At 68.9% G+C, this 19,571-nt stretch carries 20 protein-coding genes and 1 tRNA gene; 13 read left to right on the forward strand and 8 right to left on the reverse strand.

Annotated elements, in window-relative coordinates:
• Position 1 precedes the first annotated feature (1 nt).
• The 3 genes from OG734_RS31350 to OG734_RS31360 are packed head-to-tail and all read right to left on the reverse strand — an operon-like array spanning position 2 to position 4,616.
• Positions 2-970 (reverse strand): hydroxymethylglutaryl-CoA lyase, encoded by a 969-nt coding sequence (locus tag OG734_RS31350; protein ID WP_330290797.1) that lies wholly within the window; start codon positions 968-970, stop codon positions 2-4.
• Positions 967-2,949, reverse strand: a complete 1,983-nt coding sequence (locus OG734_RS31355; protein WP_330290798.1) for an acetyl/propionyl/methylcrotonyl-CoA carboxylase subunit alpha — start codon at positions 2,947-2,949, stop codon at positions 967-969. Before OG734_RS31355 ends, OG734_RS31350 begins: the two co-directional genes overlap by 4 nt.
• Before the next feature lie 50 nt (positions 2,950-2,999).
• Positions 3,000-4,616 carry a carboxyl transferase domain-containing protein gene (locus OG734_RS31360; protein ID WP_330290799.1) on the reverse strand — a complete coding sequence of 539 codons (1,617 nt, stop codon included), beginning with the start codon at positions 4,614-4,616 and terminating at the stop codon, positions 3,000-3,002.
• A gap of 131 nt (positions 4,617-4,747) precedes the next feature.
• On the opposite strand from OG734_RS31360, the gene OG734_RS31365 reads away from it, so the two are divergent.
• The 3 genes from OG734_RS31365 to tesB all read left to right on the forward strand — a co-directional run bounded on the left by OG734_RS31365 (position 4,748) and on the right by tesB (position 7,559).
• On the forward strand, positions 4,748-5,338 hold the full coding sequence (locus OG734_RS31365; RefSeq protein ID WP_330290800.1) for an SACE_7040 family transcriptional regulator: 591 nt from the start codon (positions 4,748-4,750) through the stop codon (positions 5,336-5,338).
• Between the two features lie 96 nt (positions 5,339-5,434).
• Positions 5,435-6,592 (forward strand): acyl-CoA dehydrogenase family protein, encoded by a 1,158-nt coding sequence (locus OG734_RS31370; protein ID WP_330290801.1) that lies wholly within the window; start codon positions 5,435-5,437, stop codon positions 6,590-6,592.
• A gap of 85 nt (positions 6,593-6,677) precedes the next feature.
• Positions 6,678-7,559 carry an acyl-CoA thioesterase II gene (tesB, locus tag OG734_RS31375; RefSeq protein WP_330290802.1) on the forward strand — a complete coding sequence of 294 codons (882 nt, stop codon included), beginning with the start codon at positions 6,678-6,680 and terminating at the stop codon, positions 7,557-7,559.
• A 17-nt stretch (positions 7,560-7,576) separates the two neighbouring features.
• On the opposite strand, the gene OG734_RS31380 is transcribed toward tesB, so the two are convergent.
• Positions 7,577-8,371, reverse strand: a complete 795-nt coding sequence (locus OG734_RS31380) for a phosphatase (RefSeq protein WP_330290803.1) — start codon at positions 8,369-8,371, stop codon at positions 7,577-7,579.
• Between the two features lie 251 nt (positions 8,372-8,622).
• Here OG734_RS31380 and speB point away from each other — a divergent pair, with 251 nt between their 5' ends.
• Positions 8,623-9,651, forward strand: coding sequence for an agmatinase (speB, locus tag OG734_RS31385; protein ID WP_330290804.1), 1,029 nt, complete (start codon positions 8,623-8,625; stop codon positions 9,649-9,651).
• Complete coding sequence (locus OG734_RS31390) at positions 9,648-11,333, forward strand: thiamine pyrophosphate-binding protein (RefSeq protein WP_330290805.1); 1,686 nt, start codon at positions 9,648-9,650, stop codon at positions 11,331-11,333. The genes speB and OG734_RS31390 overlap by 4 nt, the downstream gene beginning before the upstream one ends.
• Positions 11,334-11,346: 13 nt before the next feature.
• Here the strand turns inward: OG734_RS31390 and OG734_RS31395 are convergent, their stop codons facing one another.
• The 3 genes from OG734_RS31395 to OG734_RS31405 all read right to left on the reverse strand — a co-directional run bounded on the left by OG734_RS31395 (position 11,347) and on the right by OG734_RS31405 (position 12,662).
• Complete coding sequence (locus OG734_RS31395; RefSeq protein ID WP_330290806.1) at positions 11,347-11,799, reverse strand: type II toxin-antitoxin system VapC family toxin; 453 nt, start codon at positions 11,797-11,799, stop codon at positions 11,347-11,349.
• Complete coding sequence (locus OG734_RS31400) at positions 11,796-12,095, reverse strand: hypothetical protein (RefSeq protein ID WP_330290807.1); 300 nt, start codon at positions 12,093-12,095, stop codon at positions 11,796-11,798. The genes OG734_RS31395 and OG734_RS31400 overlap by 4 nt, the downstream gene beginning before the upstream one ends.
• Positions 12,096-12,170: 75 nt before the next feature.
• Entirely contained in the window at positions 12,171-12,662 is a 492-nt protein-coding gene (locus tag OG734_RS31405; RefSeq protein ID WP_443064953.1) for an ATP-binding protein, read from the reverse strand.
• A gap of 123 nt (positions 12,663-12,785) precedes the next feature.
• Between OG734_RS31405 and OG734_RS31410 the strand changes: the two genes are divergently transcribed.
• The 4 genes from OG734_RS31410 to OG734_RS31425 all read left to right on the forward strand — a co-directional run bounded on the left by OG734_RS31410 (position 12,786) and on the right by OG734_RS31425 (position 14,875).
• Positions 12,786-13,634: a helix-turn-helix domain-containing protein gene (locus OG734_RS31410; protein WP_330290808.1), complete on the forward strand. Its 849-nt coding sequence runs from the start codon at positions 12,786-12,788 to the stop codon at positions 13,632-13,634.
• 13 nt (positions 13,635-13,647) lie between these two features.
• Positions 13,648-13,851: a DUF397 domain-containing protein gene (locus OG734_RS31415; protein WP_330290809.1), complete on the forward strand. Its 204-nt coding sequence runs from the start codon at positions 13,648-13,650 to the stop codon at positions 13,849-13,851.
• A gap of 114 nt (positions 13,852-13,965) precedes the next feature.
• Positions 13,966-14,592: a hypothetical protein gene (locus OG734_RS31420; RefSeq protein ID WP_330290810.1), complete on the forward strand. Its 627-nt coding sequence runs from the start codon at positions 13,966-13,968 to the stop codon at positions 14,590-14,592.
• A 208-nt stretch (positions 14,593-14,800) separates the two neighbouring features.
• Positions 14,801-14,875 (forward strand) — tRNA-Trp (locus OG734_RS31425).
• A 69-nt stretch (positions 14,876-14,944) separates the two neighbouring features.
• On the opposite strand, the gene OG734_RS31430 is transcribed toward OG734_RS31425, so the two are convergent.
• Positions 14,945-15,151, reverse strand: a complete 207-nt coding sequence (locus OG734_RS31430) for an Imm32 family immunity protein (protein WP_330290811.1) — start codon at positions 15,149-15,151, stop codon at positions 14,945-14,947.
• Between the two features lie 107 nt (positions 15,152-15,258).
• Here OG734_RS31430 and OG734_RS31435 point away from each other — a divergent pair, with 107 nt between their 5' ends.
• The 4 genes from OG734_RS31435 (at position 15,259) to tnpB (ending at position 19,526) form a co-directional block, all read left to right on the forward strand.
• The gene (locus OG734_RS31435; RefSeq protein ID WP_330290812.1) at positions 15,259-15,861 is read left to right on the forward strand and encodes a hypothetical protein; all 603 of its coding nucleotides are present in this window, start codon (positions 15,259-15,261) and stop codon (positions 15,859-15,861) included.
• A 254-nt stretch (positions 15,862-16,115) separates the two neighbouring features.
• Positions 16,116-16,847, forward strand: a complete 732-nt coding sequence (locus tag OG734_RS31440) for a ferritin-like domain-containing protein (protein ID WP_330290813.1) — start codon at positions 16,116-16,118, stop codon at positions 16,845-16,847.
• A 652-nt stretch (positions 16,848-17,499) separates the two neighbouring features.
• Positions 17,500-18,075: an IS607 family transposase gene (locus OG734_RS31445; RefSeq protein WP_330290814.1), complete on the forward strand. Its 576-nt coding sequence runs from the start codon at positions 17,500-17,502 to the stop codon at positions 18,073-18,075.
• The gene (tnpB, locus tag OG734_RS31450; RefSeq protein WP_330290815.1) at positions 18,072-19,526 is read left to right on the forward strand and encodes an IS607 family element RNA-guided endonuclease TnpB; all 1,455 of its coding nucleotides are present in this window, start codon (positions 18,072-18,074) and stop codon (positions 19,524-19,526) included. The genes OG734_RS31445 and tnpB overlap by 4 nt, the downstream gene beginning before the upstream one ends.
• The last annotated feature ends 45 nt before the right edge of the window (positions 19,527-19,571 follow it).

Consider the following 19,571-nt stretch of genomic DNA (forward strand, 5'->3'; position numbering starts at 1 on the left):
TTCACTGCTCCTGGGATTCCATGGATTCCTCGGAATCCTTGTGAGAAAGGGCTCGTACGGTGCGGGACGGGCTCGGCCGGCCCAGTCGGTCGGCCATCCAGGTGCTCGTGGCGACGAGCCTGCCGAGGTCGACTCCGGTCTCGATGCCGAGACCCTGGAGCATCCACACCAGGTCCTCGGTGGCCAGGTTGCCGGTCGCGGACCTGGCGAACGGGCAGCCCCCGAGGCCGCCCGCCGACGCGTCGACCGTCGTGACGCCGTGCTCCAGCGCCGCGTACGTGTTGGCCAGCGCCTGGCCGTAGGTGTCGTGGAAGTGCACGCCGAGCACGTTCGTCGGCACACCCTGTTCGTTGAGGGAGGAGAGCAGTTCCAGGACATGGCCGGGGGTGGCGACGCCGATCGTGTCTCCCAGGCTCAGCTCGTCGCAGCCCATGTCCCGCAGCGCCGCGCAGACCCGCACCACCTGGTGGAGCGGGACCGCCCCCTCCCAGGGATCGCCGAAACACATCGACACATAGCCGCGTACGTGCGCTCCCTCGGCCTTCGCCCGCCGCACCACCGGCTCGAACACCGCGAGCGACTCGTCGAGCGTGCGGTTGAGGTTGGCCTTGGCGAAGGACTCCGTGGCACTGGCGAACACGGCGACCCGCTTCGCTCCCAGCGCCAGCGCCCGGTCCAGGCCGCGCTGGTTCGGGACCAGGACCGGGAGCGCCACCTTCAGCTCGCTCAGATCGCTGACGAGTGGGAACAGCTGCTCCGCGTCGGCGAGTTGGGGCACCCACTTGGGGTGGACGAAGCTGGTCGCCTCGATCGTCGTCAGGCCCGCGTCGGCCAGTCGGCGGATGAACTCCGCCTTCACCTCCGTCGGCACGGTCGACTTCTCGTTCTGCAGGCCGTCACGCGCGCCGACCTCGTGGATCCTGACCCGCGCGGGCAGACCCGGGGCCGGTACGACCATGGGGAGCGTCATTTCTCCTCCTCTGCCAAGGACTCGGCCAAGGACTTCGCGGGGGTGATCACGGCGAGAACCTGGTCCATGGCGACCGTCGTGCCCGGGGTGACGTCCAGCTCGGCGACGGTGCCCGCGTGCGGGGCGGCGATGACGTGCTCCATCTTCATCGCCTCGACCACCAACAGGCTCTGACCGGCGGCGACTTCGTCCCCGACCGCCACCTTCACCACCGTCACCGTGCCGGGCATCGGCGCGGTGAGCGAGTCCGCGCCGGAGTGCGCGGCGCCGGTCAGGGAGGCGGCCACGGGGTCGTGGTCGCGCACCTGCCAGGCGTCGCCGTCGCGGCCCAGCCAGTCGCCGGCGCGGTGGAAGGTGTGGCGGATACCGTCCAGGACCACGGACACCTGGTCGTCGGTGACCGTGTTGTGCGTGCCGTGCAGAAGGTGGGTGACGGGTTCAAGTCCTGTCACCCGTAGCTCGAAGGCCAGTGCCTTCGGCGTGCCCCCCAGCCGCCAACCGCTGGGCACGGCGAAGGGGTCGGTCCAGCCGCCCCCCGTCGCCTGCGGCCGCAGTGCCTCCAGGCGTACGGCCGCCGCCGCCTCGTACACCTCCTCCGGCACCCCGTCCGGTACGAGGGAGTCCACCTCGCGTTCCACCAGCCCCGTGTCCAACTCGCCCGCCACGACCGCCGGATGGGCCAGGAGCCGGCGCAGGAACCCGGCGTTCGTTGGCACGCCCAGGGTGACCGTCTCCGCGAGGGCCGCCCGGAGTTTCCTGAGCGCCGTCGGGCGGTCGGGGCCGTACGCGATCACCTTGGACAGCATCGGGTCGTACAGCGAACCGACCTCCGTGCCCTCGGTCAGTCCCGAGTCGGTGCGGACGCCGTCACCGGAGGGTTCGCGCAGGGCGAGCACCGTGCCGCCGGACGGCAGGAAGCCCCGCGCACCCGCCCGCACGGACACCGTTTCCGCGCAGATACGGGCCTCGACCGCGTGCCCGGTGAGTCGTACGTCCTCCTGCCCGAAGCCGAGCGGCTCGCCCGCCGCCACGCGCAGCTGCCACTCCACCAGGTCGAGGCCGGTGACCAGCTCCGTCACCGGGTGCTCCACCTGGAGGCGGGTGTTCATCTCCATGAAGTAGTACGAGGAGGGGTCGCTGCCAGGGACGATGAACTCGACCGTGCCCGCGCCCTCGTACCCGCACGAGCGCGCCGCCTGGACCGCCGCCTCGCCCATCGCGGACCGGGTCCGCTCGTCGAGGAGCACACTGGGCGCCTCCTCGATGAGCTTCTGGTGGCGCCGCTGGAGCGAACACTCGCGCTCGCCCAGGTGTACGACGTTCCCGTGGGCGTCGGCCAGGACCTGGATCTCGATGTGCCGGGGCCGGTCGACCCACCGTTCGACGAGGAGTGTGTCGTCACCGAAGGAGGCGCGGGCCTCGCGCCGCGCGGCGGCGATCTCCTCCGCCAGCTCGGCCTCGTCCCGCACCAGCCGCATGCCCTTGCCGCCCCCGCCCGCACTCGGCTTGAGCAGTACCGGCATGCCGATCTCCCGTGCCGCGTCGGCCAGTTCGGCGTCCGTGAGCCCGCTGCCGCTCGACCCGGGGACCACCGGGACCCCGGCCGCGCGGACCGTCTCCTTGGCGCGGATCTTGTCGCCCATGAGGGAGATCGCGTCCGCCGTGGGGCCGATGAACGCCAGCCCCGCCTCGGTGCACGCGCGCGCGAAGGAAGCGTTCTCGGCGAGGAAGCCGTACCCGGGGTGCACCGCCTGTGCGCCCGTGCGGGCGGCGGCCTCCAGGATGCGGGGGACGGACAGATAGCTCTCCGATGCTGCCGCCGGTCCGATCCGTACCGCCGTGTCGGCCTCCCGGACGTGCCGGGCGTCCGCGTCGGCGTCCGAGTACACGGCGACCGAGCGCACACCGAGGGCGCGCAGCGTACGGATGACGCGTACGGCGATCTCGCCCCGGTTGGCCACAAGGACTGTGTCGAACATCGTGGTGAAGCCCCTCATCGTCTTAGAGCCCCTCATCGTCCTGGCGCCCCTCACATCCGGAAGACGCCGAACTGGGGTTCGCCCAGCGGCGCGTTGGCGCAGGCGGTGAGCGCGAGACCCAGTACCTGGCGGGTTTCAAGGGGGTCGATGACGCCGTCGTCCCAGAGCCGGGCGGTCGCGTAGTAGGCGTTGCCCTGGCGCTCGTACTGGGCGCGGATCGGGTCCTTGAAGGCGTCCTCGTCCGGAGCCGGCCAGTCCTGCCCGCGAGCCTCCAACTGGTCCCGTTTGACGGTCGCGAGGACGGAGGCCGCCTGCTCGCCGCCCATGACCGAGATCTTCGCGCCGGGCCACATCCACAGGAACCGCGGCGAATACGCCCGGCCGCACATCGAGTAGTTGCCGGCCCCGTACGACCCGCCGACCACGACCGTCAGCTTGGGCACGCGCGTGCAGGCCACGGCCGTGACCATCTTGGCGCCGTGCTTGGCGATGCCGCCCGCCTCGTAGTCCCGGCCCACCATGAAGCCGGAGATGTTCTGGAGGAACAGGAGAGGGATGCCGCGCTGGTCGCAGAGTTCGATGAAGTGGGCGCCCTTCTGGGCGGATTCGGAGAACAGGATGCCGTTGTTGCCGACGATGCCGACCGGGTGGCCGTGGATACGGGCGAAGCCGGTGACGAGGGTCTGCCCGAACTCGGCCTTGAACTCCGAGAAACGGGAACCGTCGACCACGCGCGCGATGATCTCCCGTACGTCATAGGGGGTGCGGGAGTCGACAGGCACGGCGCCGTAGAGCCCGTGGAGGTCGACCTTGGGCTCGACGGAGGCCTGGACGTCCCAGGGCAGCGGCCCGCGCGCGGGGAGGGTGGCGGCGATGTTGCGGACGATGCGCAGGGCGTGCGCGTCGTCCTCGGCGAGGTGGTCGGTGACGCCCGACACGCGCGCGTGGACGTCACCTCCGCCCAGTTCCTCGGCGGTCACGACCTCGCCCGTGGCGGCCTTCACCAGCGGGGGCCCGCCGAGGAAGATGGTCCCCTGATTGCGGACGATGACGGCTTCGTCGCTCATGGCCGGGACGTAGGCGCCCCCCGCGGTGCACGATCCGAGCACGGCGGCGATCTGCGGAATCCCGGCGCCGGACATCCGCGCCTGGTTGAAGAAGATCCGCCCGAAGTGGTCACGGTCGGGGAAGACCTCGTCCTGCATGGGGAGGAAGGCGCCCCCGGAGTCCACCAGGTAGATGCACGGAAGCCGGTTGTCGAGGGCGATCTCCTGCGCGCGCAGATGCTTCTTGACGGTCATCGGGTAGTACGTGCCGCCCTTGACGGTGGCGTCATTGGCGACGATCACGCACTCCCGCCCGCTGACCCGCCCGATTCCGGCGATGACACCAGCGGCGGGCGCCTGTCCCTCGTACATCCCGTCGGCGGCAAGGGGGGCGAGTTCGAGGAAGGGAGACCCTGGATCGAGGAGCCGGTCGACCCGCTCCCGCGGAAGCAGCTTCCCGCGCGCGGTGTGCCTCTCCCGGGCCTTCTCGCCCCCGCCCAGCCGGGCCGCGGCCAGCTTGTCCTGCAGTTCCCCGACCAGCGCGCGGTGAGCCGCCTCGTTGGCCCGCCAGGCCTCCGACGCGGGGTCCGACGCGCTGTGCAGCTCCGGTGCCTCCTGCATCCTGCGGTCCCCTCACCCAGTGGTTCGTCCGGTGGCCATCCCGTGGTCGACCAGCGGACGACGGGTTAATGAGCGTTAACCCACTCCCTTCAGGTTAACGACCGCTAACCTCCGTGTCTAGAATCATTTGCATGGCCACGAGAACCGACGCCCCGACCCGCCGCGAACAGATCCTCAAGGAGGCCGCGAGGCTCTTCGCCGAGCGCGGTTTCCATGGCGTGGGCGTGGACGAGATAGGGGCGGCCGTGGGCATCAGCGGCCCCGGCCTCTACCGCCACTTCCCGGGCAAGGACGCGATGCTCGCCGAGCTGCTGGTGGGCATCAGCGGCCAGCTCCTCACCGGCGGCAAACGGCGCGTGTCGGAGGCCCACGGGGACCCTGAGGCGCTCCTCGACTCCCTCATCGAGGGCCACATCGACTTCGCCCTCGACGACCGCCCCCTGATCACCCTCCACGACCGCGAACTGGACCGTCTGCGCGACAGTGACCGCAAGCTGGTGCGCCAGCTCCAGCGCCAGTACGTCGAGCTGTGGGTGGAGGTGGTCCGGGAGGTCTACCCGGAGCTGACGGAACCGACCGCCCGCTCGGCCGTCCACTCCGTCTTCGGCCTCCTGAACTCGACCCCGCACCTGGGCCGCCCGGGAGCACTGCCGGGCCGGGGTGTGACGGCGGCCTTGCTGCACCGGATGGCCCGTGGAGCGTTCGCGGCAGTAGGAGAGTGATGAGCGTTACGGGGCAACTACCCTGGACGGGGCTTCGTACTGGCCGGTACGGTTGATCTGAGCAAGCGCTTAGGTGTTCGAGTCGAGGAGGCGGCGGTGCGCCGTACTGTGTTCAATGAGGATCACGAGGCGTTCCGGGAGACCCTTCGCGCCTTCATCGAGGCCGAGGTCGTTCCCGTCTACGACGAGTGGTTCGCGGCCGGCCAGGCGCCGCGCGACTTCTACTACAAGCTCGCCGAGCTGGGCGTCTTCGGCATCCGCGTCGACGAGGAGTACGGCGGCGCCGGCATCGACTCGTACAAGTTCGAGGCCGTCCTCTACGAAGAGACCGCGCGCGCGGGTGTGTCCTTCGGTGGCTCCGGTGTGCACGTACTGCTCGGCCTGCCGTACATAAAGATGCTCGCCAACGACGAGCAGAAGAAGAAGTTCCTGCCGAAGTTCGTCTCCGGTGAGGAGATGTGGGCGATCGCGATGACCGAGCCGGGCACCGGCTCCGACCTCGCGGGCATGAAGACCACCGCCAAGCTCAGCGAGGACGGCACGCACTACGTCCTCAACGGCTCCAAGACCTTCATCACCGGTGGCGTGCACGCCGACCGCATGATCGTCTGCGCCCGCACCGACGCGCCCAGCGCCGAGGACCGCCGCCACGGCATCTCCCTCTTCGTCGTGGACACCAAGGCGGAGGGCTACTCCGTCGGCCGCAAGCTGGACAAGCTCGGCCTCAAGACCTCCGACACCGCCGAACTGGCGTTCGTCGACGTCAAGGTGCCCGTCGAGGACCTCCTCGGTGAGGAGAACAAGGGCTTCTACTACCTCGGCCACAACCTCGCCTCCGAGCGCTGGGGCATCGCCTACGGCGCGTACGCGCAGGCCAAGGCGGCCGTCCGGTTCGCCCAGCAGTACGTCCAGGACCGCGTCGTCTTCGGCCAGCCGGTCGCCGCCTTCCAGAACACCAAGTTCGAGCTGGCCGCCTGCAAGGCCGAGGTGGACGCCGCCGAGGCCGTCGCCGACCGCGCCACCGAGGCGCTGGACGCGGGCGAGCTGACCCCGGCCGAGGCCGCCAGCGCCAAGCTGTTCTGCACCGAGGTCGCGCACCGCGTCATCGACCGCTGCCTCCAGCTGCACGGCGGCTACGGCTTCATGAACGAGTACCCGATCGCCCGCCTGTACGCCGACAACCGCGTCAACCGTATCTACGGCGGCACCAGCGAGATCATGAAGTCGATCATCGCCAAGGACATGGGGCTCTAGGTCCATCCGCAGGCGCGGGATCACGGGCCTGTAAGGACATGGGCCCGGAAGGTCCCGGAAATTACCGCCCAATAGAAATGACTGCATGAGTCAGGCACTTCAGTCTCTCCTCGATCTGCTCGACCTTGAGCAGATCGAGGAGAACATCTTCCGCGGCCGGTCCCGGCCCGCCATCGTCCCGCGCGTCTTCGGCGGGCAGGTCGCGGCCCAGGCACTCGTAGCCGCCGGGCGCACGGTCCCCGCGGACCGCCCCGCGCACTCGCTCCACTCGTACTTCCTGCGCCCCGGCGACCCCGGTGTGCCGATCGTCTACACCGTCGACCGCATCCGGGACGGCCGCTCCTTCACCACCCGCCGCGTCGTCGCGGTCCAGCACGGTCAGCCGATCTTCCACCTCTCCGCGTCCTTCCAGCAGCACGAGGACGGCCTCGACCACCAGGCCCCGATGCCCGCCGCCCCCGACCCGGCGACCCTCCCCACGGCGGAGGAACAGTTCAACGGGTACGACCACCTGGACCCGGCGGTCGTCGAAAGATTCCTGCAGTCCCGCGAAGCCGTCGACATCCGCTACGTCGACGACCCGCCCTACGGCAGGATCGGCGAGCCCCGCGAACCGCGCTCCCAGGTCTGGTTCCGTACGAACGGCAAGCTCGGCGGCGCCGTCGACGAACCCCTGCTCCACGTCTGCCTCGCCACGTACGTCTCCGACTACACGCTGCTCGACTCCGTCCTGCTCGCGCACGGACGGGGCGGCTGGGCGGTCAACGACGTGGTGGGCGCCTCCCTGGACCACGCGATGTGGTTCCACCGCCCGTTCCGCGCCGACGAATGGCTGCTGTACGACCAGGAGTCGCCGTCCGCGTCAGGCGGCCGCGGTCTCGGCCAGGGCCGCATCTACACGCAGGACGGACAGCTGGCCATCACGGTCATCCAGGAGGGCGTCATCCGGGTCCCCCGCACCCCCTGAACAGCGGCCGATGCTCGCTACTCGCCGAGCAGCTCGGCCTCGTTCAGCAGGAACGCCGTCAGCGGGTCGTAGAAGCGCGGGCTCGTCACATGGTCGTCGAGCGGAACGGCCACCTGGAGGGTGCCTTCCGCCTCGGCCAGGAACAGTGCCGGGTCGTTGCAGTCCGCGTACCCCACGGAGTCGATGCCGTGCTGTGCGGCGTACCCCGCCCAACCGTGGTCGGCGACGACCAGGTCGGGCAGCGGGCGGCCCTCCCGCTCAAGGCCCGTCAGGATCGCGCGCATCGGCTCGCCGGAGTGCGTGTGCCACAGCGAGGCCCCGTGCTCCAGCACCGCCACGTCCGCGAACTGGAACACGTACCCCTCGTCCGTCGTCAGACCGTCCGGAATGACGACGATCTCGCAGCCGGCGGCCCGCAGCGCGTCGGCCGTGGCACGGTGCACATCGAGCAGGCCACCCGGGTGGCCGGTCGCGAACAGCACCCGCTGCTGTCCGTCGGCCGCCTTGCGCAGCCGGGCCGCCAGCCGCTCCAGCGCGGCGACGGTCAGCTCGGGGTCGATGGTGTCCTGCCCGTACCGGTGTTCGGGATCGTCGTTGACGCCGGCCCGCTCGGCCATCACCGCGAGCACGTCCTGCTCGTCGGTCCAGCGGTCGCCCAGCTCCAGCCCGAGCCAGTAGTGCCGTTCGCCGTTCGCCAGCTTGCGGTAGTGGGAGAGGTTGTTCTCGCGAGGCGTGGCGACATCACCCGCGATGCGGGTTCTGACGAGGTGATCGACAAGCTCGGCGCGGCTGGGAATTGCGGGTATCGGCATGCCTCCCATTGTGAGGCAGACGACACCGCGAGCCCCCGGTGTCCCGACCGCTGGGACGCAGGTCACGCGACCTCGGCACTGCTTCAACCCGGTGACGAGCTCCGAGGAGCGCGCGGCGCCCCAGCCGCTCTACTCTGGCGCGAGAGCGGCTCACCGGGCGCACCATCGAACTTGTATTCGTGGATGGGAATCCATGGATGGGAATCCATACTCGATCCGGTCCCCAGGTCCAGGAAAGAAGGCAGAACGGTATGACCAGCAGTTACGAGACGCCCCGCGGCCCCGTCGACTCGTCGCGCATCCCGAGATACGCCGGTCCCGCGACCTTCGCGCGGCTGCCACGCCTCGACGAGGTCGGCGGACGGACGGATGTCGCCGTGGTCGGGGTGCCGTTCGACTCGGGGGTCTCGTACCGGCCGGGCGCCCGCTTCGGCGGCAACGCGATCCGCGAGGCGTCCCGGCTGCTGCGCCCGTACAACCCGGCACAGGACGCGTCCCCGTTCGCGCTGGCCCAGGTCGCGGACGCCGGAGACATCGCCGTCAACCCGTTCGACATCCACGAGGCCGTCGAGACGGTGGAGGCGGCGGCCGACGAGCTGCTGGGGACGGGCGCGAGGCTGATGACCCTCGGCGGCGACCACACGATCGCGCTGCCACTCCTGCGCTCGGTGGCGAAGAAGCACGGCCCGGTGGCGCTGCTCCACTTCGACGCCCACCTCGACACCTGGGACACCTACTTCGGCGCCGAGTACACGCACGGGACGCCGTTCCGGCGGGCGGTGGAGGAGGGCATCCTCGACACCTCCGCCCTCTCGCACGTCGGCACGCGCGGCCCGCTGTACGGCAAGCAGGACCTGGACGACGACGCGAAGATGGGCTTCGGCATCGTGACGTCGGCGGACGTGATGCGGCGCGGTGTCGACGAGGTCGCCGACCAGCTCCGCCAGCGCATCGGCGACCGCCCGCTCTACATCTCCATCGACATCGACTGCCTCGACCCTGCGTTCGCCCCCGGCACGGGTACGCCGGAGGCGGGCGGTATGACGTCGCGGGAGCTGCTGGAGATCCTGCGGGGCCTGGCGTCCTGCAACCTGGTCTCGGCGGACGTCGTGGAAGTGGCACCCGCGTACGATCACGCCGAGATCACGTCGGTCGCGGCGTCGCACACGGCGTACGAACTGACGACGATCATGTCCCGCCAGATCGCCCAACACAGTACCCAACAGATTGCACAGGCCCGCGGGGACCAGGGCGAGAACGAGGACGGCGAAACGAAGTGACCCACGACCACGACCTGGTGCTGAAGCCGACCCCCGCCCAGACGGAGGCCGCCCTCAATCCGCCCCCCGGCCGCAACGGCGGAGACCTGGTCGTGGAGACGCTGGCCGGACTGGGCACGACGACGGTCTTCGGCCTCCCCGGCCAGCACGCCCTGGGCATCTTCGACGCGCTGCGCCGCTCCGACCTGCGGTACATCGGCCTACGGGTGGAGAACAACGCGGGGTTTGCGGCGGACGCGTACGGCAGGATCACAGGAGAGGCGGCGCCACTCCTCCTGTCGACCGGCCCGGGCGCGCTGACGTCACTGGCGGCGCTCCAGGAGGCGGCGGCGGCTTCGGCCCCCGTCCTGGCGATCAGCAGCCAGATCCCGACGGCCGGGCTGGGCGGCGGCCGACACGGCTACCTCCACGAACTCCCGGACCAGCAGGCCTCGTTCAGGGGCGTGGTGAAGTCGGTTCACACGGTCCGTACGCAGTCCCAGATCCCCTCGGCGATCGCCGACGCCTGGAAGTCGGCGCTCACGGCTCCGCACGGCCCGGTGTGGGTGGAGATCCCGCAGGACGTGCTGACGGCGGAAACCCCGATTCCCGTGGTGACAGGCGGCGACGCCTTCCCGGAAGAACTCCCCCCGCGCCCCGAACTGACGGCGCTGGCAGCCCACTTGCTGTCGAACGCCGAGCGCCCGGCGATCATCGCGGGTGGCGGGGTCGTACGGTCGGACGCGTCGGGCAAGCTGAGGGCGCTGTCGGAGCGTCTCCAGGCACCGGTCGTGACGACGTACGGGGGAAAGGGCGCGTTCCCGTGGAGTCACCCACTCTCCCTCCAGTCCTGGCTGGAGGACAGGCACATGACCGACTTCCTGGAGGACGCGGACGTCCTGCTGGTGGTCGGCTCGGGCCTGGGCGAACTGTCGTCGAACTACCACACGTTCAAGCCGCGCGGCCGGGTCGTCCAAATCGAGGCCGACTTGGGCAAGTTGGAGTCCAATCACCCGGCACTGGGCATCCACGCGGACGCGCGGCTGGCACTGCAGGCGCTACTGGAGACGGTGGTGGTGCGAGAGGACGAGACGGCGGGGGATCGGGTGCGGGGGGTCCTGGACCGGGTGCGGGAGCGCCTTGAAGGGCAGCAACTCACTCTCGAACAGGGCCTGTTGGCGTCGATCCGGACGGCACTCCCGCCCCGGTCGGCCTCCTTCTGGGACATGACGATCCTGTCGTACTGGGCCTGGTCGGCCTTCGACCCGCGCGGCGCCAACACCATGCACTCGGCCCAGGGCGCGGGCGGCCTCGGCTACGCCTTCCCGGCGGCCCTGGGAGCGGCGGTGGCCGACCCGACGTACCCGGTACTCGCGGTCTCGGGCGACGGGGGTGCGCTGTACGGGATCGCGGAACTGGCGACGGCCCGGCAGTACGACCTGAACGTGACATGGCTGATCGTCGACGACGGCGGCTACGGCATCCTGCGCGAGTACATGACCGACGCGTTCGGCGAAACGACGGGCACGGAGTTGGCGCGGCCGGATTTCGTGGCGCTGGCCGAGTCGTTCGGGGTACCGGGGGTACGGACGACGCCGGAGACACTGGAGACGGACCTCGCGAAGGCGCTGGCGGAACCGGGGCCTTCGGTGGTGGTTCTTCCGGCGGTGCTGCGGATGTTCGCGGCGACGCATCTGGACTGACGAGGACAGGGTGCTACTCGGGAACCGGAAGTACATGCAAGGGCTTCTCGGCTGCCGTGCGGGGTGCGATGACATCCCGATAGTGGTGATCGAAAGACAGCACGACTGGCTGGCGAAACGTCCACGCCAAGAGGGCGTTGACCGCGTCGGTCATGCCGATGGCGTCATGATCCGCGTATGTACGCATGAGCCGCTCGGCGTCGCTCAGCAACGGCCACCCCACGGCGACGAGTTGAAGGCGATCGGTGCTCGCCCATGCACGCATGCTGGCCAGAGCGTCTGCGGCTGCCCGGCCACTGATCTTCGTCGTGAGGTGATAGTCCAGTTCGGCCAGGACCAGCGGTGACACTACGAGCCGCTCCGCCAGGGAGAGAGCTCGTACGGCGGATTCGTGATGAGCGTCCTTTCGGTTGTAGATGGCGAGGAGAACCGATGTGTCGGCGACGGCGAACTGGTGACGCTTCAACGGTCACCCTCCTGGAACAGGTCATCGCCGGACTTGGCCGCCAGGTCGGAGGGTCCGTCGAACATTGCACGCGTCAGCGCAGCCATCGCTTCGGAGTCTTCGCCAAAGGATGAGGAGAAGGACAGCGGAACGCGGCGAGCGATGCGATCCAGCGCTACCTCCTCCGGGGTGCGCCCTTCCAGGAGGGCCAGCGTGCGCAGTGCTTCGGCTTCACTGCCCGTGTAGGTGACAGTGACCGTGACGGCATCCTCGGGTGGGGCCGTGTGGTCTGGCGGCGGAACGGGGGCGTCGGCCACGGGGGATCTCCTCAGGTGTGCCGTTCGGTGTGATGTGTGGCGATTCCGACAGTACCGTCGCGTGGGCGGCGCTCATTATGGAAGCGCCAATTCCGCCCATGTCGCCTTTCCGATGCCGTGCCGACGGGGGCAGCAGCCCCAGCGTTCCGCGAGGGTCTGTACGAGGGTGAGGCCGCGGCCTCCCTCGTCCTCGGGGCTCGCTTGTCGGGGAGTGGGCCGACAGTTGTTCGCGTCGGCGACTTCCACGCGCAGGCGTCCGTCGTACGTGGCGAACCGGAGGCCGATCTCCCGGCCGGGCGGGGTGGAGGCGTGGCGCAGGGAGTTGGTGACCAGCTCCGAGAGCAACAGCTCCGCCGTTTCGGCCACTTCGCCGTCGATCTTCCAGTCGGTGAGCTGAGTGCGGAGCAGTTCGCGGGCGCGGGGGGGCGCTGCGCGGGGTGTGGGGGAGCTGCCAGGTGGCTTCGGTGGCGGGGGAGTTGGGGGTGGTTTCGGGCATGGGGGTCCCCTCTTGGTCGGCAAGTGCACTGTGTGTGCACTGTGTCGCTGTGGGTAAGCGTGATTGCTCATCGAGCGACTTGCAAGTGAAACGACTAAGTTCGATTGCCGTGTACGTGGCGCTGGGTACTCTGATGGGCACGGAGAGGTGCACCAACTGGGGGCGATGTGACTGCTGGGGAATACAGGCCGACTGTGCGCAAGCGGGTGCTCGGCACCAATCTCCGGCGCCTGCGCGAGGAGCGCGGGCTGTTCCTGGAGGACGCGGCTGAGCAGCTCAGTTGTCACGCGGCCAAGGTGAGTCGCATCGAGTCGGGGCGCAGCGGAATCCGGCAGCTCGATCTCAAGGTGCTGCTCGATCTCTACGGGGTGAAGGACCCGGCGGAGCGGGACGGCTGGCTGGCGTTGGCGCGGGAGAGTCGCCGCCAGCGGTGGTGGCGGGTTCTCGAAGACCAACTCCCTCAGGAGTTCCTGGACTTGATCGGTCTGGAGGACGAGGTATCCGAGTGCCGGGGCTTCCAGCCTGGCATCGTGCCTGGGTTGTTCCAGACCGAGGCGTATGCGACGGCCGTCATCCAGGGAGGGATTCCGGGGCCGTTGGACGACGCGCAGAAGACCAAGGTGCGCGTACGCATGGAGCGGCAGAAGGCGCTGACGCGGACGGATCCAACTCCCCTCAAGGTGTGGATGATTCTCGGTGAGGCGGCGTTGCGTCAGCAGGTTGGTGGGCCCGGCGTTCTGAGGGCACAGTTGCTGCACCTGGTTGAGTTGGCCCAGCTTCCGAACGTGACTTTGCAGGTACTACCCTTCACGGCAGGAGCCTGCCAGGGTGGGCCATATCCCTTCCTGATCTACAGTTTCCCTCCGCCGGCGGGGCTGGAAGTGGTTCTTCTGGAGAACTTCGCGAGTCACGCGTACCTGGAGACCCGGGAGGACACGGCTCGGCTGGGCGGCGCCTTCGACCACCTCCGTGCCGCAGCCCTCAGCGCGATGGAATCCGAGTCCCGGATCATGGGGATCGCCGAGGGGCTGACCGACTCGTAAGGAAGAGCAGCAGATGTCGTCGCAGCGGACCACTTGGTTCAAGAGCAGCTACAGCGGCCAGAACGGCGAATGCATAGAAGTCCGCCTCAGGGCGGCGGGCATCGATGTCCGTGACTCGAAGAACCCCTGTGGCATGGCCGTCGCGGTTGGTGCAGCGGCATGGGTCGTGTTTCTTGGTGGGGTGGATTCCCGTGAGCGGTTGGGTTGGCCCGGCTGAGCTCCGGGCTGGTCCGCGAAGACAGTCGATACCCCCGTATTGCCTGTGGGTCTCGGAGGAATTTCCGCTTATTTGTACCTTCAGGCGGGCCTGCCAGATCGATAGCGTGTGGTTGTGACGGAGCATAGGTACAGCGCGGCAGACATCGAGGTGCTGGAGTTCGATGCCGCCGTGCGTAAATGGCCGGGCATGTACTTCGGGGTGGGGCCCGGGAGTCCGAAGCTGCCGGCCAACTTGCTTTCCGCGGTGGGGCGGCACGTGCTTCATCCAGCGACAAGCGTTGCCGGGGAGCACGCGTTGCGCGGCCTCGTCACGATCACCAGCGACAGCAGCTTCACGGTGGCCATGGATCAGCCGCATGCCTGGGGAGTCTCCGACGCTCCTGACCTCGGTTACTTCGGTTCCCTTCTGAGGTCTGAGTGGTGGCTGTTGGCAGCTACTGCCGCAATATCCCACCGGGTGACTGTTGAGATGTGGTGCGCGGGGCGCGGGTTGCGCCAGGACCTCAGCGGCATCCGGCCCTGTGCTGATCCCCAAGAGTTTCATCCGGTGGAAGGCAGCGGCACTCGGGTGAGCTTCGCCCTTGATCCGGCATACGTCGGGCAGCATTTCGTACTTCCGACGGATCTTGAGGACCTCGACCTGCACGGTCCGGACTGCCTGGAGCCAGCGGGACCGGGCTATGTTCTGATCAAGGACGTCCGACACGGGCAGACAGCGCCGGAAATCTTGCACCGCTGACTGCTCCCTTAGTTAGTCGCACGCATTGCCAGTGCCGCCCCGCAGCGGCTGACCCGGTAAGTCGAATCTCACCGCTTCCGCAGATGAACGGTCCCTGACCAGGAGAATCGGTCACCGTGGTTCCCCGTTAGTTCCCGGCCGAACGGGCACGGGAGGGCACGGGTGCTGTCTCGGCAGCAGCGGGAGTCCTTAGGGCGGCGGACGGGGCGGAGCTGTAGCGCAGAGGTCGTCGCGCGCGGTCTCCAAAATCGCGAGGACGCCGGTTCGAATCCGGCCGGTTCTGCCTTCTCGACGTATCCGTCGGCGTGTCTGCCGTGTACCAAGCGGTACTGGTGTTGGTTCGGCGTGGGGTCTACAGCGCTTCGTCTCGGGCCAGGATCAGGCTGACTGAGCCCTCTGCGAGATTGATGCCGCCCTCAAGATGCTCGTGGTACCCGTCCCTGAGTTCGGGATCTGCGAGCCCCATGAGTCGCTCAGCCAAGTCGCGCAGCCCTGCGGCATTGGCCGCAATGGTGATTTCGGTTGCTGAGCCGTACACCTTGATCCTGGGGTCATCCATGCGGTCACGCTATAGCGTGCCTTCACCACCCATCCCAACCCACCACTGTACGAACGACCTTGGCGCCATGGGCGGCGACTGCTCGGCTCTGACATTAGAGTGCGCCGGTGATCAGTGAAGAGGGGACGCGCCTGGGTGCGGATGCCGCACGTCGGCTGGTGCAGACAGGGCTCTACGAGTTCGAGCCGGGACTGACGGACGCCGAGTTCGCGCGCATCGAACGCGAGTACGGCTTCGAGTTCGCGGACGATCACCGCGCGTTCCTTGCGGCCGGTCTTCCTGTCAATGTTCCGCCCGAGGAGGGGCAGACCTGGTCCAAGCCTTGGCCCGAGTGGCGCAACGAGAATCCGGCCGAGGCGCGCGAACAGCTCAACTGGCCGGTCGAGGGAGTCCTCTTGAGCGTCGAGAAACACAGGTTCTGGTACGAGGCCTGGGGTGAGCGGCCGTCCGAAGACACGGCCGCCCTGGCCACCGCACGACTCCACCTCGCAGATGTGCCGGCGCTTGTACCGGTGTACGCCCACCGTTACCTTCCCGCCGGCCGGGGGAACTTCGGGCATCCGGTGCTCTCGATGTGGCAGACCGACGTCATCTACTACGGGCTGGACCTCGTCGACTACATGCACCAGGAGTTCGACGAGGCACGCGGAGACGTCGACGAGAATTGGGACCCCACAGCGACGGTCCCTTTCTGGAGAGACCTGCTCTGACTCGCGGTTTCGTGGACAGCAACGGGTGCTCTCAGCTTGGGAAGCTGCGTGTTTGCGGGAACTGATTGGGCGCCGGCTTGGGGCGACGGTCGAGCCGGCGTCAATGCGCTCGGCCGAATTCGCCAGGGTCTCAGGGCAGTTGTCGTGTGCGCACGAGGTAATGACCGGCCGGGCAGCAGTGGAACGGTTTGGTGTCTGCCGGGCGTCGTCTCTCTCCGGGGCACGGTGGCCGTGTCCCGGACAGGGGTGACCGGGTGCATACGGGCGGCTTCGCCAAGTGGACAGAGCGGTTCGAGGACGAGCGGGAGCGTCGGCATGCCCAAGGGGACCCGGACTGGGGGCAAGGGGCAACGCTGCATCCTGCGGTGTGGGCCAGCATTCAGCGCTTCCAGGTCGGCGAGGACGGTGACGGCGCGAACCTCGTCGGCAAAGCGGACCTCGCCGGCGATGCCGACTACGCGCAGGCGGTCCGGCTCTTCGTCGCCGAGGAACAGAACCACGCCCGCCTGCTCGCTCGGCTGCTGGCTGCGGGTGGCGTACCGACGTTGACCGGTCACTGGAGCGACACGGTCTTCGTACGGTTGCGGCGTCTCATGGGTCTGCGCCTGGAACTGCTGGTGCTGATGATCGCGGAAGTGGTGGCGCTGCGCTATTACCGGGTCGTACGTGATGGCGCCCCTGACGCGCTCACTTCGGATGTGGCGGGACGGATCCTGTCCGACGAGCAGCGTCATGTCCCGTTCCACTGCGAGCGACTGCACGCCTCCCTGGCAGAACTGCCCCGCCCAGTGCGCCACCTGGTGATGGTCCTTTGGCGACTGCTGCTGCTCGCGGTCTCCCTCGTCGTCGCCGCTGACCACGGCTCAGGACTAAGCCGGCTCGGCATCCGGCGCCTTCGTTTCATGGCCGACGTCATGGCATCCGCCGACGCGGTGGTCTTCGCGGTGCTGGCACCCCGCCCAGATGCGTGGTCAAGCATGCGTTGACACCGAGAACAGCTTCTTGGATCACCAGCTCCCGTGCCTGCGATTCAGTCCGGGCGCCCCCCGCCCCCGCCCCCGCCCCGGGGACGCTGAGGCGTGGCGTACGAGCCGGTCGCCTCGGCCGTGTGCAGGCGTACCTGCGGGGAAACCGCACTCGAGCACGGCCGGCCGGGCGGGAGGACGGCCGGGGCCAGGCCGTCAAGATCAATGCAAGCCCTTTCGCTCCCCGCTTCGGGCGGCGAACAGACTGTGCCGGATGAATATGGCCCCGCCGCAGGGAAGTTGGCTGTATCCCACCTGTGCGCTCTGAACTGCCGAAACGCCACCCAGCTGACGTACCGGCCGACCGGTTTGGGCCGGTCGGTGCTCACGCTCCGCAGATTGGCCCGTTACCGGCAGTACGGCTCCCACCTCGGACAACCCATACTGAGTCCGTGCAACAACGGGGGCTCTTGTTACGCCCTGAACCGCAGCACAACGCAGGAAACGCGGCGCCATTGACCAGGCGCCGCCGAGGTTCACGCGGCCATCGCGTTCACTCACGCCACGCGGTGGCCGAGTGTGCCCACGATGCCCTGGGAGGGGTGAAAGCTGCTACAGATTGTCTAGTCATTCATAGTCATCCCTAGTCGTGTGTCTCACGTACCTTGGTCTCGTGAAGCTTTCGGAGTGGGCCCGTCAGCAGGGCGTGAGCTACCAGACCGCCTGGCGGTGGGTGAAGGACGGGAAGATGCCCGTCCCCGTTCGCCAGGCGCCGTCCGGGACGTGGTTGGTCGACGAGGTCGCCGTCCAGCCGTCCGGGCGTGTGGTGGCGTACTGCCGCGTGTCGTCCGTTGACCAGAAAGCCGATCTTCAGCGGCAGGCCGCCCGGGTCGTGTCCGGCGCGAACGGGCTGGGCCTGGCCGTCGCTGAGGTCGTCACCGAGGTGGGATCCGGGTTGAACGGGCGGCGCCGCAAGCTGCACCGGCTGCTGTCCGACCCGCAGACGGTGGTGATCGTGGTCGAGCACCGCGACCGGCTGGCCCGGTTCGGCGTCGAGCACCTGGAGGCAGCGCTGTCGGCGTCCGGGCGGCGCCTGGTCGTCCTCGACCCCACCGAGACCGCCGATGACCTGTTACGCGACATCACCGAGGTGCTCACCTCCATGTGCGCCCGCCTGTACGGGCGGCGGGCAGCGAAGAACCGGGCCGCCCGCGCGGTGGCCGTAGCGACCGGCGAGGCCGCCGAGTGAAGAGGTTCCAGCCGCAGCCCGGGTTCGTGGTGCAGGCGTACCGCTTCGCACTGGACCCGAACGCCACCCAGGAGCATGCTCTGCGCTCGCACTGCGGCGCGGCGCGTGCCGCCTACAACTGGGCCGTCGGCTGGGTGACCGCCTCTTGGTGGCAGCGCCGCGCGGAGGAGTCCTACGGCATTGGCGAGGCCGGGCTGACGCAGTGGCGGCCGTGGTCGCTGCCCGCGCTGCGGAAGGCGTTCAACGAGGCCAAGCACACCGATCCGAGGTTCGCCGCCTGGTGGGAGGAGAACTCCAAGGAGGCGTACTCCACCGGCCTGGCGAACGCGTCGGCCGCGTTCGACAACTACGCGAAGTCCAAGAACGGCAAACGGCGCGGCAAGCGGATGGGTGCGCCGCGGTTCAAGTCGAAGCGCAAGGCGCGCCTTGCCTGCCGGTTCACCACCGGCGTGATCCGCGTGGACGCTGACGGCCGTCACGTCACCCTGCCCCGGCTGGGCACGATCCGCACCCACGAGCCCACGGTGAAGCTCCTCGCCCGCGTCCAGGCCGGGACGGCCCGGATCCTGTCCGCGACCGTGCGGCACGAGCGCGGACGCTGGTTCGTCTCATTCCAGGCCGAGGTCAAGCGGGACCTCGAACGCGTGGCGCGGCCGGACGTGGCGGTCGGCATCGACCTCGGGGTGAAGACCCTCGCGGTCATGGCCGACAGCACCGGCGAGATCCGCACCATCGCGAATCCCGGGCACTACGACCGGGCACGCAAGCAGCTGCGCCGCGCCTCCCGCGTCGTCTCCCGACGCCAGGGCCCCGACCGGCGGACCGGGCAGAAGCCGTCGAAGCGGTGGGAGAAGGCCAACGCCGCCCGCAACAAGGTGCATCACCGGGTGGCCAACCTCCGCGCGGACGCCCTGCACAAGCTCACCACCGCCGTGGCGGCCGAGTACGGCACGGTCGTGGTCGAAGACCTCAACGTCGCCGGGATGCTCCGCAACCGGCGTCTCGCGCGAAGGATCGCCGACGCCGGGTTCGGGGAGATCCGCCGCCAGCTCACCTACAAGACCCGCCAGCGCCACGCCACCCGCACCATCGCGGCGGACCGCTGGTACCCCTCCTCGAAGACCTGTTCCGGGTGCGGCGCGGTGAAAGCCAAACTGCCGCTGCACGTGAGGACCTACCTGTGCGACGCCTGCGGCCTGGTCATCGACCGGGACGACAACGCCGCACTCAACCTCGCCGCGCTCGCGGCAGCCGCAACAACCGGTACCGGAGTGGCCGGAGACCAGGACACCCAATCGGTGTCGAAGCCTCGTGGAGCCGACCAGAAGACCCGCGCCACCCGCCCCCGCCGCAAGGCGGAGGCGGGGCGGGCAGGTGGCGCAACCCTGCCGCACCAGCGGCAGACGGAAGCGAGAGACCGTACTCAAGCCGAAGCCCTCACGCTCTGGTGACGAGACGGACCTTCCGGGCGGAAACGTCCGGAATGCTGAGACCTG

The sequence above is a fragment of the Streptomyces sp. NBC_00576 genome, assembly GCF_036345175.1.
Classification (GTDB): domain Bacteria; phylum Actinomycetota; class Actinomycetes; order Streptomycetales; family Streptomycetaceae; genus Streptomyces.